The organism is Gordonia amarae NBRC 15530 (genome assembly GCF_000241345.1).
Classification (GTDB): domain Bacteria; phylum Actinomycetota; class Actinomycetes; order Mycobacteriales; family Mycobacteriaceae; genus Gordonia; species Gordonia amarae.
Map to the genome: position 1 here is coordinate 1 of NZ_BAED01000080.1, position 17327 is coordinate 17327.

The 17327-nt window shown below is 67.0% G+C and carries 15 protein-coding genes; 12 read left to right on the forward strand and 3 right to left on the reverse strand.

The features are described from left to right. Positions 1–201: 201 nt before the first annotated feature. From GOAMR_RS23020 to GOAMR_RS23055, 8 genes are all read left to right on the forward strand, one after another. A complete protein-coding gene (locus GOAMR_RS23020; RefSeq protein WP_040516233.1) occupies positions 202–1017 on the forward strand; it encodes a TIGR03084 family metal-binding protein in 816 nt (271 codons plus the stop codon). Then, complete coding sequence (locus tag GOAMR_RS23025) at positions 1014–2717, forward strand: acyclic terpene utilization AtuA family protein (protein WP_005193534.1); 1704 nt, start codon at positions 1014–1016, stop codon at positions 2715–2717. Before GOAMR_RS23020 ends, GOAMR_RS23025 begins: the two co-directional genes overlap by 4 nt. Positions 2718–2920: 203 nt before the next feature. After that, on the forward strand, positions 2921–4108 hold the full coding sequence (locus tag GOAMR_RS23030; protein WP_005193535.1) for an acyl-CoA dehydrogenase family protein: 1188 nt from the start codon (positions 2921–2923) through the stop codon (positions 4106–4108). Continuing rightward, positions 4105–5703, forward strand: coding sequence for an acyl-CoA carboxylase subunit beta (locus tag GOAMR_RS23035; protein ID WP_005193536.1), 1599 nt, complete (start codon positions 4105–4107; stop codon positions 5701–5703). The genes GOAMR_RS23030 and GOAMR_RS23035 overlap by 4 nt, the downstream gene beginning before the upstream one ends. 13 nt (positions 5704–5716) lie before the next feature. Beyond that, positions 5717–7801 carry an acetyl/propionyl/methylcrotonyl-CoA carboxylase subunit alpha gene (locus tag GOAMR_RS23040; protein WP_005193537.1) on the forward strand — a complete coding sequence of 695 codons (2085 nt, stop codon included), beginning with the start codon at positions 5717–5719 and terminating at the stop codon, positions 7799–7801. Beyond that, the gene (locus tag GOAMR_RS23045; protein ID WP_005193538.1) at positions 7798–8958 is read left to right on the forward strand and encodes an acyl-CoA dehydrogenase family protein; all 1161 of its coding nucleotides are present in this window, start codon (positions 7798–7800) and stop codon (positions 8956–8958) included. Before GOAMR_RS23040 ends, GOAMR_RS23045 begins: the two co-directional genes overlap by 4 nt. A gap of 139 nt (positions 8959–9097) precedes the next feature. Then, positions 9098–9892 carry an enoyl-CoA hydratase family protein gene (locus GOAMR_RS23050; protein ID WP_005193539.1) on the forward strand — a complete coding sequence of 265 codons (795 nt, stop codon included), beginning with the start codon at positions 9098–9100 and terminating at the stop codon, positions 9890–9892. Further along, positions 9889–10482 (forward strand): TetR/AcrR family transcriptional regulator, encoded by a 594-nt coding sequence (locus GOAMR_RS23055; protein ID WP_005193540.1) that lies wholly within the window; start codon positions 9889–9891, stop codon positions 10480–10482. Before GOAMR_RS23050 ends, GOAMR_RS23055 begins: the two co-directional genes overlap by 4 nt. A gap of 118 nt (positions 10483–10600) precedes the next feature. Here GOAMR_RS23055 and GOAMR_RS23895 read toward each other — a convergent pair whose 3' ends face one another. Then, entirely contained in the window at positions 10601–11326 is a 726-nt protein-coding gene (locus tag GOAMR_RS23895; RefSeq protein ID WP_005193541.1) for a DUF4253 domain-containing protein, read from the reverse strand. Between the two features lie 150 nt (positions 11327–11476). Here GOAMR_RS23895 and GOAMR_RS23065 point away from each other — a divergent pair, with 150 nt between their 5' ends. Then, positions 11477–11767: a helix-turn-helix transcriptional regulator gene (locus GOAMR_RS23065; RefSeq protein ID WP_040516238.1), complete on the forward strand. Its 291-nt coding sequence runs from the start codon at positions 11477–11479 to the stop codon at positions 11765–11767. Positions 11768–11832: 65 nt separating this feature from the next. Here the strand turns inward: GOAMR_RS23065 and GOAMR_RS23070 are convergent, their stop codons facing one another. After that, entirely contained in the window at positions 11833–12600 is a 768-nt protein-coding gene (locus GOAMR_RS23070; RefSeq protein ID WP_005193543.1) for a hypothetical protein, read from the reverse strand. Then, a complete protein-coding gene (locus GOAMR_RS23075) occupies positions 12600–13472 on the reverse strand; it encodes an exodeoxyribonuclease III (RefSeq protein ID WP_040516251.1) in 873 nt (290 codons plus the stop codon). The genes GOAMR_RS23070 and GOAMR_RS23075 overlap by 1 nt, the downstream gene beginning before the upstream one ends. A 485-nt stretch (positions 13473–13957) precedes the next feature. Between GOAMR_RS23075 and rpsL the strand changes: the two genes are divergently transcribed. The 3 genes from rpsL to fusA all read left to right on the forward strand — a co-directional run bounded on the left by rpsL (position 13958) and on the right by fusA (position 17153). Further along, the gene (rpsL, locus tag GOAMR_RS23080) at positions 13958–14326 is read left to right on the forward strand and encodes a 30S ribosomal protein S12 (RefSeq protein ID WP_005193545.1); all 369 of its coding nucleotides are present in this window, start codon (positions 13958–13960) and stop codon (positions 14324–14326) included. Between the two features lie 5 nt (positions 14327–14331). Further along, positions 14332–14802, forward strand: coding sequence for a 30S ribosomal protein S7 (gene rpsG, locus GOAMR_RS23085; protein WP_005193546.1), 471 nt, complete (start codon positions 14332–14334; stop codon positions 14800–14802). 233 nt (positions 14803–15035) lie between these two features. Further along, on the forward strand, positions 15036–17153 hold the full coding sequence (gene fusA / locus GOAMR_RS23090) for an elongation factor G (RefSeq protein ID WP_005193547.1): 2118 nt from the start codon (positions 15036–15038) through the stop codon (positions 17151–17153). Positions 17154–17327: the final 174 nt, after the last annotated feature.

The window sequence follows — 17327 nt, forward strand, 5'->3', positions numbered from 1 at the left end:
ACCTCAACCGGCGAGGGGGTTGCCGGGTTGGGTGGCTTGTGCTTCTCGCACCTCAACCGGCGGTGGGGGTGGTTTCCCGCTGGTTGAGGTGCGAAGAGCCGCTAGGCGATGAGCCTCGAAACCTCGTGAGACGACAGTGTCGCCCAGCAAAACAAGCGTGCGTGCTTGCTTTTTTTGAACCGGTGTGTGATCGTCGGAGACATGGCGCTGATCGAGCAGCTGATAGCGGACCTGGACGCCGAATCGGCATCGGTGGACGAGATCGTGGCGGACCTGCCGGCGGAGGAGTGGGCGCGGCCCACCCCGGCGGAGGGGTGGAGCATCGCCCACCAGATCGGGCATCTGTGCTGGACCGACATGGTGGCCACCATCGCGGCCACCGACGCCGAGGCGTTCAACTCCGTGCTCACCGACGCCTGGGCCGATCCGCTCGGCTTCGTCGACGCGGAGGCCGAGGCGATGGCCCGGTACGAACCCGCCGAGATTCTCCGGCAGTGGCGACAGTGGCGGCGGAAGCTGTCCGAGGCGCTGGCGGCCGTACCGTCCGGAACGCAGATCCCGTGGTTCGGGCCGCCCATGTCGGCGGCGTCGATGGCCACGGCCCGGCTCATGGAAACCTGGGCACACGGCCTCGACGTCGCCGAAACCCTTGGTGTGCAGCGCGAACCGACCGACCGGCTCAAGTCGATCGCGCATCTCGGGGTACGGACCCGCAACTTCGCGTACCTGGTCAACCAGCTCGAACCGCCGGCCGGTGAATTCCGCATCGAACTGACCGCACCGTCGGGTGACCTGTGGACCTGGGGTCCGGAGGGTTCACCGAATACGGTGCGCGGCAGCGCCATCGACTTCTGCATGCTCATCACGCAGCGGCGGGCGCCGGAGGATCTGGCGCTGGAGGTGACCGGCGACGACGCTCGCACCTGGGTGACGATCGCGCAGTGCTTCGCCGGGCCTCCCGGCGGGAAGCGGGCACCACAAGAAGATTCGGCAACCGAAGAAAAGGTGGAGCGGTGATCAGGGTCGGCAACGCGTCGGGCTTCTACGGCGACAGGTTCTCCGCGGTCCGGGAGATGCTCGAAGGCGGTGAGCTGGACTATCTCACCGGCGACTACCTGGCCGAGCTCACCATGCTCATCCTCGGCCGCGACAAGCTGAAGAACCCTGACCTGGGGTACGCGAAAACCTTTCTGCGGCAGATGGAGGATTCGCTCGGCCTCGCCGTCGACCGCGGTGTGAAGATCGTCGTCAACGCCGGCGGGCTCAACCCGCACGGGCTGGCCGTCGCGCTGCGCGAGCTTGCCGAGAAGCTGGACGTCGACGCGTCCGTCGGGTTCGTCTGCGGCGACGACCTGCTGCCGCGGGCACAGGCGCTCGGGCTGGGAAATCCCTTGACCGCCAACGCCTATCTCGGGGCGTTCGGGATCAAGGAGGCGCTCGACGCCGGGGCCGATGTGGTGGTCACCGGCCGGGTCACCGACGCCTCGCTGGCCATCGGCGCCGCCGCCAGCGCCCACGGTTGGGGCTACGACGACCTCGACGCACTCGCCGGAGCGACCGTCGCCGGGCACATCATCGAATGCGGTGCCCAGGCCACCGGCGGCAACTACGCGTTCTTCACCGAGATCCCGGCGATGACCCGCATCGGATTCCCGATCGCCGAGATCGCCGCTGACGGATCGTCGGTGATCACCAAACACGACGGCACCGACGGTGCGGTCACCGTGGGAACGGTGACCGCGCAACTGCTGTACGAGATCGGCGGGCCGCGGTACCTCGGACCCGACGTGACCACCCGCCTCGACACCATCGAACTCGCGCAGGTGGGGCCGGACCGGGTATCGGTGAGCGGGGTGCGCGGCGAGGCACCGCCGTCGACGGTCAAGGTGTCGCTCAACTACCTTGCCGGACTGCGCAACGAGATCAATGTGGTGCTCACCGGTCTCGACGTGGACGCCAAGGCGGCGCTGTTCACCGAACAGTTCGAGGCGGCGCTGCCCACGCGTCCCGAATCGATGGAGTGGACGCTGTCGCGGCTCGACCGGCCCGACGCCGCCACCGAGGAACAGGCCAGTGCGTTGCTGCGGTGCGTCGTGCGGGACACCGACCCGTCAATCGTCGGGCGGACGTTCACCTCGACCGCCGTCGAGCTGGCGTTGGCGAGCTACCCCGGATTCACCATGACCGCACCACCCGGAAATGGTTCGCCGTACGGGGTTTTCGAGCCCGGATATGTCGACGCGGCCGAGGTGGAGCATCGGGTGGCGTTCCCGTCGGGGGTGGTACAGCGCATCGATCCGAGCCCGCTGCGGGGGCGGCCCGCCGCCGACGAACCGACCGAAGTGGCTGTGGTGGCGCGGGATTGGGGTCCGACACGGTCGGTGCCGCTCGGGCTTATTGCCGGGGCGCGCTCCGGAGACAAGGGTGGCAGCGCGAACATCGGTGTGTGGGTGCGGGATCGGGATCAATTCGACTGGCTCAACGCCACCCTTGACGTCGATTTGCTGCGGTCGTTGTTGCCGGAGGTCGCGGAGCTGACCGTGCACCGGTACCCGCTGCCCAACCTCCTCGCGATCAACTTCGTCATCGAGGGGATCCTCGGGCGGGGTGTGGCCGACAACGTCCGCTTCGATCCGCAGGCCAAGGGGCTCGGGGAGTGGCTACGTTCGCGGAATGTCGATGTGCCCGAACGGTTCCTGGGTGGAGTCGATGGTTGAGGACATCGTCGGCTCGCCGGGTTTCGAGGCTCCTCGCCTAGCGGCTCGTCGCACCTCAACCAGCGGCGACGGGTGGTTTTCGGGGAGCGGACCCCCTTGTTGATTGAGGTGCGAGGCCGCCCGGCGGCCGAGCCTCGAAATCCGGTGAGAGAACGATGTCCTGTCACCGAGCGATCTGGACGGTTGGCAAAAGGAGGAATGCGGTGCCGATAGGTAGTGCGGTGTGGGATACCCCGGAGCGGCTCGCGCTGCGGGAGACCGTCCGTGACTTCGTGGGTAAACATGTGCTGCCGCATCAGGATCAGTGGGAACGCGACGGGGAACTGCCGCGGTCGCTGCACCGTGCGGCGGCCGAACTCGGACTGCTGGGGATCGGGATTCCCGAGGAGGTCGGCGGCTCGGGCGGAGACCTGCTCGACACCACCGTCGTCGGCGAAGAATTTCACTACGCCGGAGCCGCGGGCGGTGTGTACGCGTCGCTGTTCACGCACGGGATCGCGTTGCCGCATATGATCGCCGCCGGAGATCCGGCGCAGATCGACCGCTGGGTGCGGCCCACCCTGGCCGGTGAGCTGATCGGCAGCCTCGCGATCACCGAACCGGGCGGCGGCAGCGACGTCGGACACCTGCGCACCAGCGCCATCCGCGACGGTGACCACTACATCGTCAACGGCTCCAAGGCCTACATCACCTCCGCGACCCGCGCCGACTTCATCGTCACCGCCGTCCGCACCGGCGGTCCGGGCGCGGCCGGGGTGTCGCTGCTCGTCATCGACACCGACACCCCCGGATTCAGCGTCACCCGCAGGCTCGACAAGATGGGCTGGCGCAGCTCTGATACCGGCGAACTGTCGTACGTCGACGTGCGGGTGCCGGTGGCGAATCTGGTGGGACCGGAGAATTCGGGATTCGCGCAGATCGCGCAGGCCTTCGTCACCGAACGATCCGCGCTCGCGGTGCAGGCCTACGCCAGCGCCCAGCGCTGCCTCGACCTGACCCTGCAGTGGACGCGGGACCGGGAGACGTTCGGCAAACCGCTCATCTCACGGCAGTCGGTGCAGAACACCCTCGCCGACATGGCCCGCCGCGTCGACATCGCCCGCACCTACACCCGCGCCGTCGTCGAACGGAAAACGGCCGTCGAGGCCGGGCAGACCGGCGGGCATGCCTCCGACGACCTGCTCGCCGAGGTCTGCTTCGCCAAGAACACCGCCGTCGAGGCCGGTGAATGGGTGGCCAACCAGGCGGTGCAGTTGTTCGGCGGGCTCGGCTACATGACGGGAACCGAGGTGGAACGCCAGTACCGCGACATGCGGATCATCGGCATCGGCGGCGGCACCACCGAAATCCTCACCGCGCTCGCGGCAAAACGATTGGGGTATCAGCGATGACGGCACTACGTTCGACGGTGGATGTCGCAGGAGACGACTTCGCCCGCAACAGCGAGTCGATGACCGAGAAGCTTGGCGAATTGTCGGCCGAATTCGACAAGGTCCTGGCCGGCGGTGGCGAGAAATACGTGGAACGGCACCGCAAGCGCGGCAAGATGCTCGCCCGTGAACGGATCGAGATGCTCATCGATCCCGACACCGCGTTCCTGGAACTGTGCCCGCTCGCCGCGCACGGCTCGCAGTTCCCGGTGGGCGCGTCGGTGGTGATGGGGATCGGCGTGATCGAGGGCGTCGAATGCCTGATCAGCGCCAACGACCCCACCGTCAAGGGCGGCACCTCCAACCCGTGGACCCTGCGGAAGATCCTGCGCGGCAACGACATAGCTCTGGAGAACCGGCTGCCGGTGGTGTCGCTGGTGGAGTCGGGCGGCGCCGACCTGCCCACCCAGAAAGAGGTGTTCATCCCGGGCGGCCGGATGTTCCGGGATCTGACCCGGCTGTCGGCGGCCGGAATCCCCACCATCGCACTCGTGTTCGGCAATTCTACCGCCGGCGGTGCCTACGTGCCGGGTCTGAGCGATCACACGGTGATGATCGAGAATCAGTCGAAGGTGTTCCTCGGCGGTCCGCCGCTGGTGAAGATGGCCACCGGTGAGGAAAGCGACGACGAATCGCTCGGCGGCGCGCAGATGCACGCCCGCACGTCGGGTCTGGCCGACTACTACGCCGCCGACGAACAGGACTGTATCCGCCTCGGCCGGCGTATTGTGGCCCGCCTCAACTGGCACAAGAAGGGGCCCGGCCCGGTGGCACCGGTCATCGAACCACGGTACGACGCCGAGGAACTCGTTGGTATCGTGCCGCCGGACCTGAAGATCCCATTCAACCCACGGGACGTGATCGCCCGAATCGTCGACGACAGCGACTTCGACGAATTCAAACCCGAATACGGGTCGTCGCTCTGCACCGGCTGGGCCCGTATCCACGGCTATCCGGTGGGGATTCTGGCGAACGCGCAGGGTGTGCTGTTCAGCGCCGAATCGCAGAAGGCCACCCAGTTCATCCAGCTCGCCAACCGCAGCGACACCCCACTGCTGTTCCTGCACAACACCACCGGCTACATGGTGGGCAAGGAATACGAGCAGGGCGGCATCATCAAACACGGGTCGGCGATGATCAACGCGGTGTCGAACTCGACGGTGCCGCACATCTCGGTCCTGATGGGTGCCAGCTACGGCGCCGGACATTACGGAATGTGCGGGCGCGCCTACGATCCGCGGTTCCTGTTCGCCTGGCCCAGTGCCAAATCGGCGGTGATGGGCGCCGCGCAGCTCGCCGGCGTGATCTCCATCGTGTCCCGCGCCGCCACCGAGGCCCGCGGCGGGGTGGTGGACGAGCAGGCCGACGCCGGGCTGCGCGCCATGATCGAGGCGCAGATCGAACTCGAATCGGTGCCGACGTTCCTGTCGGGAATGCTCTACGACGACGGTGTGATCGACCCACGCGACACCAGAACGGTGCTCGGGCTGTGCCTGTCGGCAATCGACACGGCAGAGGTCAAGGGCACCAGCAACTTCGGCGTCTTCCGGATGTGAGGGGACTTCATTCATGAGCATAATTTCTGTGCTGGTCGCCAATCGTGGCGAGATCGCCTGCCGGGTGTTCGCCACCTGCCGACGGATGGGATTGTCGACGGTCGCCGTGTTCTCCGACCCCGACGCCGGCATGCCACACGTGCGGGCCGCCGACGTCGCCGTCCGGTTGCCGGGAGAGACCTCCGCCGAGACCTATCTGCGCGGTGAGGCGATCATCGCCGCCGCCATCGCCGCCGGTGCCGACGCGATTCACCCGGGCTACGGATTCCTCTCCGAGAACGCCGCATTCGCGCAGGCCGTGATCGACGCCGGGCTGGTGTGGATCGGGCCGCCGCCCGCCGCCATCGAGGCGATGGGCGCCAAGGTCAACGCGAAAGCACTCATGGACCGGGCGGGGGTTCCGGTACTCGGGTCGATCGACCCGGCGTCGGCGACCGAAGCCGATCTTCCGCTGCTGATCAAGGCGTCCGCCGGTGGTGGTGGCCGGGGCATGCGGATCGTGCGGGACCTCGCCGACCTCCCGGCGCAGGTGGAGGCGGCGGCGCGGGAGGCGCAGTCGGCGTTCGGTGATCCGACGGTGTTCTGCGAACCGTATGTCGAACGCGGACATCACATCGAGGTCCAGGTCCTCGCCGACACGTACGGAGCGGTGTGGGCCGTCGGCGAACGCGACTGCTCCATTCAGCGGCGGCACCAGAAGGTGGTGGAGGAGGCACCGGCACCGCTCGTCGACCGGGTAGGTGGTGACCTGAGGGACCGGCTCTACGCTGCCGCCCGCGATGCGGCCAAAGCCATCGACTACGTGGGGGCCGGAACCGTCGAATTCCTTGCCGACGAACAGGGCCGGTTCTACTTCCTGGAAACCAATACCCGGCTGCAGGTGGAACATCCGGTCACCGAACTGACCACCGGCACCGACCTGGTGGAATGGCAACTGCGCATCGCCGACGGTGAGGCCCTCGACGGCGAAGAACCGGCGAGTTCCGGTCATGCCATCGAGGTGCGGCTGTACGCCGAGGACCCGGCCGCCGACTGGCAGCCGCAGTCGGGGACGGTGCACGCCGTCGACATCCGTTCCGACGCTGTGTTCTCCGGTCTGACGCGGCCCGGTGTCCGTGTCGACGCCGGAATCGACTCGGGATCGCAGATCTCCACCTTCTACGATCCGATGCTGGCGAAGGTGATCTCGTGGGCGCCCGACCGGCGAAGGGCCGCGGCCATGCTCGCGCGTGCGCTCTCGGATGCGACGCTGCACGGGCCGGTCACCAACCGCGACCTGCTGGTGAACATTCTGCGGGACAAGAACTTTCTCGACGGGCGGACCGACACCGGATTCCTCGACTCGTCCGCAGCTGGATATGCGGCGCTGGTCGCACCGGCGGCCGGTGACGACGAGGTGCGGCTCGCGGCGCTCGCCGCCGCGTTGGCCGATGCGGCGGCGAACAGGGCGTCGGCGCCGGTGCAGGGTGGGGTGCCCGGTGGGTGGCGCAATCTGGCATCGGGATATCAGACCAAGAAGTATGCGGCCGTGGGTGGTTCGGACTCAGACGAGATCATCGTGCGGTACCGGCCGGCCCGCCACGGGTACGAACTCCCCGATCACCCGCGGGTGCGGGTCGTCGACGTGCGGGAAGGCGGCGATATCGGGTCACCGGGTTTCGAGGCTCGTCGCTTGCGCTCCTCACACCTCAACCGGCGAAGGGGTTCGGCCCAGGGCGATGGTTACGTGGTGAGCCTCGATGTGGACGGGGTGTTGCGGGCCCTGAGCGTCGTGCAGTACGGCGACTCCGTGTATGTGGACGGACCGGGAATCGCTGTGGCACTGCGGGCCGTGCCGCGGTTCATCGATCCTTCGGCCGTGCAGAAGCCCGGTTCGCTGCTGGCGCCGATGCCGGGGTCGGTGATCAGGATTGCCGTCGCCGAGGGCGATCGGGTGACCGCGGGGCAGCCGCTCATCTGGCTGGAGGCGATGAAGATGGAACACACCATCAGCGCACCCGCCGACGGCGTCGTCGAGACGCTGGCAGTCACTGAAGGACAACAACTTTCCGTCGGCGACGTCCTCGCCGTCATCACCGAAGAAGGGGCGCAGGCATGACCGCTTTCACCGAAACCGACGAACGCCGCGAACTGCGCAAGGCCGTGGCCGCGCTCGCTGCCAAGTACGGTCAGGAGTACTTCCGCACCTGCGCCAAGGAAGGCCGCAAGACCGACGAACTATGGCAAGAGGCAGGCAAACTCGGCTTCATCGGGGTCAACCTGCCGGAGGAATTCGGCGGCGGCGGGGCCGGGATGTACGAACTGTCGATCGTCATGGAGGAGATCGCCGCAGCCGGAACCGGACTGCTGATGTTGGTGGTCTCGCCCGCGATCTGCGGCAACATCATCGTCCGCTACGGCACCGACGAACAGAAGCAGCGCTGGGTGCCCGGGCTGGCCGACGGGTCGTACGTGATGGCTTTCGGCATCACCGAACCCGACGCCGGATCCAATTCGCACAACATCACCACCACCGCCCGGCGTGACGGGTCCGACTGGCTGCTCAGCGGGCAGAAGGTGTTCATCTCCGGTGTGGACCAGGCGGATTCGGTACTCATCGTCGCCCGCACCGAGGACTCCAAGACCGGCAAACTCAAACCGGCACTGTTCGTGGTGCCCACCGACGCACCCGGATTCAGCCGCACCATGATCGACATGGAACTGGTCAACCCGGAAAAACAATTCCAACTGTTCTTCGACGACGTGCGGCTGCCCGCCGACGCATTGATCGGCGACGAGGATGCGGGGCTGGCGCAACTGTTCGCCGGACTCAACCCCGAACGGATCATGGCCGCGGCGACGGGGGTGGGGATGGCCCGGTACGCGCTCGGCAAGGCCGTCGACTATGTGAAGGACCGGACGGTGTGGAAGGCGCCCATTGCCACCCATCAGGCGATCTCGCATCCGCTGGCGCAGTGCAAGATCGACATCGAGCTGGCCAAGCTGATGATGCAGAAGGCTGCTGTCCTGTACGACTCCGGCGACGATTGGGGTGCCGCCGAAGCCGCCAATATGGCCAAGTACGCGGCCGGTGAGGCGTGCGTGAAAACCGTCGACCAGGCGGTGCATTCGCTCGGTGGCAACGGTCTGACCGTCGAATACGGGCTGGCGTCGGCGCTCGGGCTGGCCCGGGTCACGCGGATCGCCCCGGTGAGCCGCGAGATGGTGCTGAACTTCGTGGCGCAGGCGAGTCTTGGGCTGCCGAAGTCGTACTGAGAACATCGTTGGCTCACGGGGTTTCGAGGCTCGTCGCTAGCGCTCCTCACACCTCAACCAGCGCGTAGGTGTGACGAGCCGCTGGGCGAGGAGCCTCGAAACCCGGTGAGCCGACAGTGTTGGTAACCACGAGAAGGAGATGACGGTGACCGAGACACTGGTGCGGCGGGACGTCGACGCGGGAGTACTGACGCTGACGCTGGATTCGCCGAAGAACCGGAACGCGCTGAGTACCACGCTGGTGGCGCAGCTGGGTGCGGGACTGGCCGAGGCGGCCGAGAACGACGGGGTGCGGGCGGTGGTGCTCACGCACACCGGCGGAACCTTCTGCGCCGGAGCCGATCTGAGTGAGGCGCTGGCGTCGGGCGCGACACCCGAGGAGGCGTCGGCGCAGGGGACCGGGGCCATGATCGAGCTGATGCGCTCCATCCTGGTACTGCCCAAACCGGTGATCGCCCGGATCGACGGCCACGTGCGGGCAGGTGGATTCGGGATCGTCGCCGCCGCCGACATCGCGATCGGCGGCCCGGCCTGCACTTTCGCGCTCACCGAATCGCGGCTCGGCCTGGCGCCCGCCGTCATCTCGCTCACCGTGCTGCCCCGGCTTTCGTCGCGGGCGGCGTCGCGCTACTTTCTCACCGGAGAGAAGTTCGGACCGGAGCAGGCCGTCGACATCGGCCTGCTCACCGCGTCCGCCGACAACGGGGAAGGTGTCGACGCACTGATGGGCGAGGTGTTGACCGGCATTCGCAAGGCATCGCCGCAAGGGCTGGCGGCGTCGAAAGCCCTGACCACCGAAAGCGTGCTGGCCTCCTTCACCGACAAGGCGGCCCGGCGTGCCGACGAATCGGCCGCGCTATTCGGCACCGACGATGCTCGCGAGGGAATGACCGCGTTCCTGTCGAGACGTAATCCGGCCTGGGACCTGACGTGACCGAACGCATTCCGCAGCAAGAACGTTCACGCATCACCCGGGAAGGGTTGCTGCGTGCGGCCGTCGACGTGCTCGCCGAACAGGGTTGGGCGGCGGCGACCGTCGCCACCGTCGCCGCTCGTGCCGGGGTGTCGCGCGGCGCCGCCCAGCATCATTTCCCGACCCGCGGAGCCCTGGTCACCGCCACCCTGGAACAGATCTTCGCCGACCTCACCGCGGTCACCTCGGAAACCACCGCCACCGAGCCGGCCGGCGACCGCATCGCCGCCGTCGTCGATCGCGCCGTAGCCATCTACACGGGCAAGGAATTCAAGGCCGCCCTACAGGTGTGGGCGGCCGCCGCCTCCGACCCGGCGCTGCGCGAACTGATCCTGCCGCTCGAAGCGAAGTTCGCCCGCGCCGCGCACCGGATGACCGTGCAGGCCCTCGGGCCCTCGGACGACGACCAGCGGATCCACCGCATCGCCCAGCTCACCCTCGACCTCGCCCGCGGCCTCGGCCTGGCCGACACCCTCTCCGACGACTCGAAACGCCGCGCCCAGGTGGTCGCCACCTACATCGAGCTGGTGCGGTCGGCGTTGGGGGAGTGAACGTCTCGTCGACATCGGCGGACTTTCGGTGAACCGGTTGCGGTCCGCTCCGGGATCCGGATCAGACCGCAACTCGTGGAAGCGGCGGCCGAGTCGTCGTCCGAAATGAACGGGACGATCAGTCCCACCAGAATCCGAGGGCGTGCTCGTCGCTGATGAATTCGGCGAGGTCGTCGGGTTCCGCCTCGTCGAGGTCGGGGCAGAAGGCGAATACTTCGAAGGCCAGGCGCCGGAGCTGATCGCTGGTCTCGGGGGTCCGGGCGAATTGCACGGACATGGTGTCGAAGCCGATGCCGGTGATCGTGGTGCCGAATCGGTCCTCCCATGAGCGCAGCACTGCTGAGGCGGACTCGCCCAGGATGTCGTAGTTGCAGCCGCCGAGCCAGCCGAGAACCTTGGGGACGTCGGCCGGCCGGTGCGTGGGCACCAGCAGGAGTCCGCCGGGTTGTGTGACGTTCAGCATCGCCGACGACAGCGATTGTCCCGGAACGGGATCGGCCGGTGAGGTGTACTCCGGGGCGGGGCGGCCGGCGAGGATCCCGGCGGCGTCGACGGTGCGGGTGTCGAGACCGCCGAGTTCGCCGTCGAACCACGGGCGTTGCAGCGAGTCTCGATAGAGTTCGGCGCGCAGCGGCCACAGGCCCGTCGTCGGGTACACCGCCGCCAGAGCACGGACGTGGTCGGTGAGGGTATCGGCGTCGAGAATGTCGTTGGAGATCCAGGCCACCGGAGCCGGCTTGTCGGCCTCGCGCGCGATGACCTGCTGTCCGGGCGGAAGCGCGACCCCCGCCACCTCGGTGGTATCCGCCGACGGAACGGGCCAGAGCTGCGCAGCGGTGAACATGGCCGTCACGCTATCGACATGGCAACGCCCTGTGCCACGGGTGGCGACGCCAATTCGTACGGTCAGACGACGACCGCGCCAGTCAGCTGCACCGGACCGATGTGGCCACGACGCCTGTCGTCATACGGCGACAAGTGGTACTGTCGTCGAATGACGACAGTCGAGGTGTCCAGGTCCTCCGACCTCGGCCCCGCGCTGCGTGCGGAACGTCTGGAGCAGGGGACGAGTCAGTTGGCGCTGGCCGAGATCGCGGGCGTCGGCCGGCAGTGGCTCAACGCCTTCGAGATGGGCGACAAGCCCTCGGCGCCGCTTGACATGGTGATGCGCGTCGCGGACGCCCTGGGCGTCTCGGTCATGTTGAACCGACCCGTGCGGCACGCTCCGGGCAACGTGCCTGAACCCGTTGACCTGAACGACCTGCTGGAACGATTCCGGCAATGACGGTTCCCGATTCGCGGCGAATGCTGCGCAAGGTTTAGATATGTCGACGTCTCGGACAGGAACGCTCACAGGTTGCGGTGCAGGGCGTTGGTGATGGTGGTGGCGTCGGTGGCTTCGGGATCCAGCTGGCGGTTGGTGGGCGAGCGGCGGCCGGCGTACCAGCGGTCGACGGCGGTGGCCTGCTGTTCGAGATTGCACTCGGACCAGACGACCGGGGCGGAACCGATGTCGTAAACGCGTTCGCCGAGTTCGTTGCGGAGCTGGACCTCGGCGGCGTGAGACAGGAACGCGGCCAACGACTTCGAGTGCTCGATCTGCCAGGCGTGGGTGAGTTCGTGGACGAGGATCTGGCCGATCGCCGGGTAGAGGCGATTGCCGTCGAGCGGAGCGTGAAAACCCTTGGCGCCCAGGTTGAGATAGGTGCGGCCGTCCGCGCCGGGGAACGCGAAGGCCCGGCCGTGCTGCACCGACATCGTCGTCAGGTGCACATCGTCGAGCCAGGCAGCTTCGCCGAACACCTGGACGGCGATGGCGCGTTCGTACGCGTTGAGGGGCCGGGACCGGACCGTCAGCGCGGTGATCGCGGCGGCGGTCAGGCCGGCGAACACCGACGCCGCGAGCCCGATCGGGCCGAGCCAGAACGTCAGCGCCAGGACGTTGGCGCCGACCAGCAGGCCGGTCGTCGACGGCGGCCCCGGCAGGCGCCGGAGACCGGTGCGGCGGGCGGCGCCGAGAAGCAGACCTACCGCGCCACCGTAGACGCCGGCCACCCTGGTCGCGGCCGGCTTGATCGCCTTGGCCAGGGCGGGGTTCGTCCGGGCGAGCTTCGCCATCACTTGTCCTGTGACTGGGGCAGCGGAACCTTCTTGCCGCCGCGTTTGGCCGGATTGGACGGCGGCGGGACCATCGGGCCGACGTCACCGTCGGGGGCGGTGTCGAGGTCGGCGATGACGGGGGCGTGGTCACTGGGTTTGGTGCCCTTGCGCGCCAGCCTGTCGACCCAGGCGGCCTTGGTGCGTTCGGCCGGATCACTGCCGGCCAGGATCAGGTCAATCCGCATGCCGAGGTCCTTGTGGAACATGCCCGCCCGGTAATCCCAGTAGCTGTACACCCGTTCGCCGGGCCAGCGGCGCCGCACCACATCGGTCAGGCCGAGCGCTTCGAGCGCGGCGAGGGCGTCGCGTTCGGGAGCCGTCACGTGGGTGTGGCCGTCGAACGAGGCCGGGTCGTAGACGTCGGCGTCGGTGGGTGCGATGTTGATATCGCCGCACAGCATCGTCGACGCCGGGTCGGCGATGGACGCACCGAGCTTGGCCAGCCAGTCGAGTTTGTAGATGTAGTGCGGCGAGTCGGGCTCGCGGCCGTTGGGCACGTACAGCGAATAGACGCGGACGCCGCCGCACACCGCCGACACCGCACGCGCCTCCACTTTGCCGTCGTACTCGGGGACGTCGGCGAAACCGTGCTGCACGTCGTCGAGGCCGACGCGGCTCAGCAGCGCCACCCCGTTCCACTGACCCTGGCCGTTGTGGGCGATCTCGTAGCCGCGTTCGGCCAGGTCGGCGCCGAGAACGTCGTGGAAGGCGTCGTCGGAGAGCTTGGTCTCCTGCAGGCAGACGACGTCCGGCTGCCGCTGGTCGAGCCAGGGCAGGAGACGGGGGATCCGTTGCTTCACCGAGTTCACATTCCAGGTCGCCACGCGCATGAGGTCGAGGGTATCTGTGGTGGTTGCGGACACTGTCGGGTCACCGGGTTTCGAGGCTCCTCGCCTTGCGGCTCGTCGCACCTCAACCAGCGAGGGGGTGGCTTGGCGGGCGGAGGGGGTGGCTTGGCGGGCGGAGAGGGGCGGGTTGTGGTCATCGTGGGTCTGCCTCTTGTTTGCGCTGGGTGAGCGCTTTTTGACCTGTGCAAATCGGATCGGTAGAGTGAATCGGCGGTGCCCGGCACATGCTGGGCCAGTCTGCGTGCCCACCCGCATGCTCGGAGGAGACTCCGCGGAGGACGCGCAGCGCTGACAGGCGCTAATGCGAGGATCGGCAACACGCCCGACCTCGGGGTAGCGATACATGTACTGACCAGCACTTATGTGCCGGTGGGGCGAGTTGCGGAGTAACCGTGGACCTCGGTTCGCGGATCCTGCCCGGAGCACAAACCGCAACGAAGAAGACTGCCAACCAAGGAAGGGCCTCAGTGCCAACCATTAACCAGCTGGTCCGCAAGGGCCGCCACGACAAGCCGTCGAAGACCAAGACCGCGGCTCTGAAAGAGAGCCCGCAGCGTCGCGGCGTGTGCACCCGCGTGTACACCACCACCCCGAAGAAGCCGAACTCGGCGCTCCGGAAGGTCGCCCGTGTGCGACTGACCACCTCTGTCGAGGTCACCGCCTACATCCCCGGTGAGGGTCACAACCTGCAGGAGCACTCGATGGTGCTCGTCCGCGGTGGTCGCGTGAAGGACCTCCCCGGTGTTCGTTACAAGGTCATCCGCGGCTCGCTCGACACCCAGGGCGTCAAGGACCGCAAGCAGGCCCGCAGCAAATACGGCGCCAAGAAGGGATAAGCGACATGCCACGTAAAGGACCCGCTCCCAAGCGTCCGCTGATCAACGACCCGGTCTACGGTTCGCCGCTGGTCACCCAGCTGATCAACAAGATCCTGCTCGACGGCAAGAAGTCGACCGCCGAGCGCATCGTCTACCAGGCTCTCGAGCAGGCCCGGGACAAGACCGGCACCGACCCGGTCATCACCCTCAAGCGCGCCCTCGACAACGTCAAGCCCACGCTTGAGGTCAAGAGCCGCCGCGTCGGTGGTGCCACCTACCAGGTGCCGATCGAGGTCAAGCCGGGTCGCGCCAACACCCTCGCCCTGCGCTGGCTGGTCACCTTCAGCCGGCAGCGCCGTGAGAAGACCATGGTCGAGCGTCTGGCCAACGAGCTGCTCGACGCCTCCAACGGTCTCGGTGCCTCGGTGAAGCGTCGCGAGGACACGCACAAGATGGCCGAGGCCAACCGGGCGTTCGCGCACTACCGCTGGTGAACGCTGCTGCGCAGGGCATTGCTACTGCGCAGGGCTACGCCAGATGGTCTTGTCGCGAGGGCATGGCGACGCGTATTGCGGAACGGATAAGTCCATAACGGTTGCTGGGGCGGGATGCAGCGAAGCGAATCCCGCCCCAGCCCGCCGAAACTTGTTTCGGCGGCGCGAGCGTAGCGAGCGACCCTTGCGAATAAGATCTGCCTTTAGTCAATAAACTTCCCGAAGGGAACGTAATGGCACAGGAAGTGCTCAGCGACCTGAACAAGGTTCGCAACATCGGCATCATGGCGCACATCGATGCCGGCAAGACCACCACCACGGAGCGAATCCTCTTCTACACCGGTGTGAACTACAAGATCGGTGAAACCCACGACGGTGCCTCGACCACCGACTGGATGGAGCAGGAGAAGGAGCGTGGTATCACCATCACCTCCGCCGCGGTGACGTGCTTCTGGAACAAGAACCAGATCAACATCATCGACACCCCCGGCCACGTCGACTTCACCGTCGAGGTCGAGCGTTCGCTGCGCGTCCTCGACGGCGCCGTTGCCGTGTTCGACGGCAAGGAAGGCGTCGAGCCGCAGTCCGAGCAGGTGTGGCGGCAGGCCGCCAAGTACGACGTCCCGCGTATCTGCTTCGTCAACAAGATGGACAAGCTCGGCGCGGACTTCTACTTCACCGTGCAGACCATCATCGACCGGCTCGGCGCCAAGCCGCTGGTCCTGCAGCTCCCGATCGGCGCGGAGGACGACTTCGTCGGTGTCGTCGACCTCCTCGAGATGCGGGCGCTGGTCTGGCCGGGCGACGCCAAGGGCGACGTGACGATGGGTGCCTCGTACGAGGTGCAGGAGATCCCCGCCGATCTCGCTGACAAGGCCGCCGAGTACCGCGAGAAGCTGCTCGAAACGGTCGCCGAGTCGGACGAGGCCCTCATGGAGAAGTACTTCTCCGGCGAGGAACTCACCATCGAGGAGATCAAGGGCGCCATCCGCAAGATGACCGTCAACTCCGAGCTGTACCCGGTGCTGTGTGGTTCGGCGTTCAAGAACCGCGGCGTGCAGCCGATGCTCGACGCGGTGATCGACTTCCTGCCGACTCCGCTGGACATCGGCGAGGTGCACGGTCACAAGGTGGGCGACGAGGAACAGGAACTGATCCGCAAGCCCAGCAAGGACGAGCCGTTCTCGGCGCTGGCCTTCAAGATCGCGGCTCACCCGTTCTTCGGCAAGCTGACCTTCGTGCGGGTGTACTCCGGCCACCTCACCGCCGGTACCCAGGTCCTCAACTCGACCAAGGGCAAGAAGGAGCGCATCGGAAAGCTCTTCCAGATGCACGCCAACAAGGAAATGCCGGTCGAGGACGCCACCGCGGGCCACATCTACGCGATGATCGGCCTCAAGGACACGACCACCGGTGACACCCTGTGTGCCGCCGATGCGCCGATCGTCCTGGAGTCGATGAGCTTCCCGGACCCGGTCATCAACGTCTCGATCGAGCCGAAGACCAAGTCCGACCAGGAGAAGCTGGGCACCGCGATCCAGAAGCTCGCCGAAGAGGATCCGACCTTCTCGGTGAAGCTCGACGAGGAGACCGGCCAGACCGTCATCGGCGGCATGGGCGAGCTCCACCTCGACATCCTGGTGGACCGGATGCGCCGTGAGTTCAAGGTCGAGGCGAACGTGGGCAAGCCCCAGGTCGCCTACCGCGAAACCATTCGCCGCGTGGTCGAGAAGCACGAGTACACCCACAAGAAGCAGACCGGTGGGTCGGGGCAGTTCGCCAAGGTCATCATCAAGCTCGAACCGCTCGTCGACGCCGAGGACGGCGCGACCTACGAGTTCGAGAATGCTGTCACCGGTGGTCGCGTTCCGCGCGAGTACATCCCGTCGGTGGACGCGGGTGCACAGGACGCCATGCAGTACGGTGTGCTCGCCGGCTACCCGCTGGTGAACCTGAAGGTGACGCTGCTCGACGGTCAGTACCACGACGTCGACTCGTCGGAAATGGCCTTCAAGATCGCCGGCGCGCAGGCCCTCAAGGAAGCTGCGAGGCAGGCCAACCCGGTCATCCTCGAACCGATCATGGCCGTCGAGGTCACCACCCCTGAGGATTACATGGGTGACGTGATCGGCGACCTGAACTCCCGCCGTGGCCAGATCCAGGCCATGGAGGAGCGCAGCGGTGCTCGTGTCGTCAAGGCACAGGTGCCGCTGTCGGAGATGTTCGGCTACATCGGAGACCTTCGGTCGAAGACCCAGGGCCGGGCAAACTACTCCATGGTGTTCGACTCCTACGCCGAGGTTCCGGCGAACGTGTCGAAGGAGATCATCGCGAAGGCCACCGGCGAGTAGTACTACCGCCGCCTGGCGGTGGGCGGGCAGACCGTCCGCCCACCACCGGCCCCAGCGGAGCGCTCCTCGTGACGAGGACCGCGCAGCGCCCCCCGGACCTCGGGGATCCACGGCGCGACAACAACCCCATAAAAATTCTCTGCTGGGATCCGCCCAGCAGTGCAACAGTCCAGG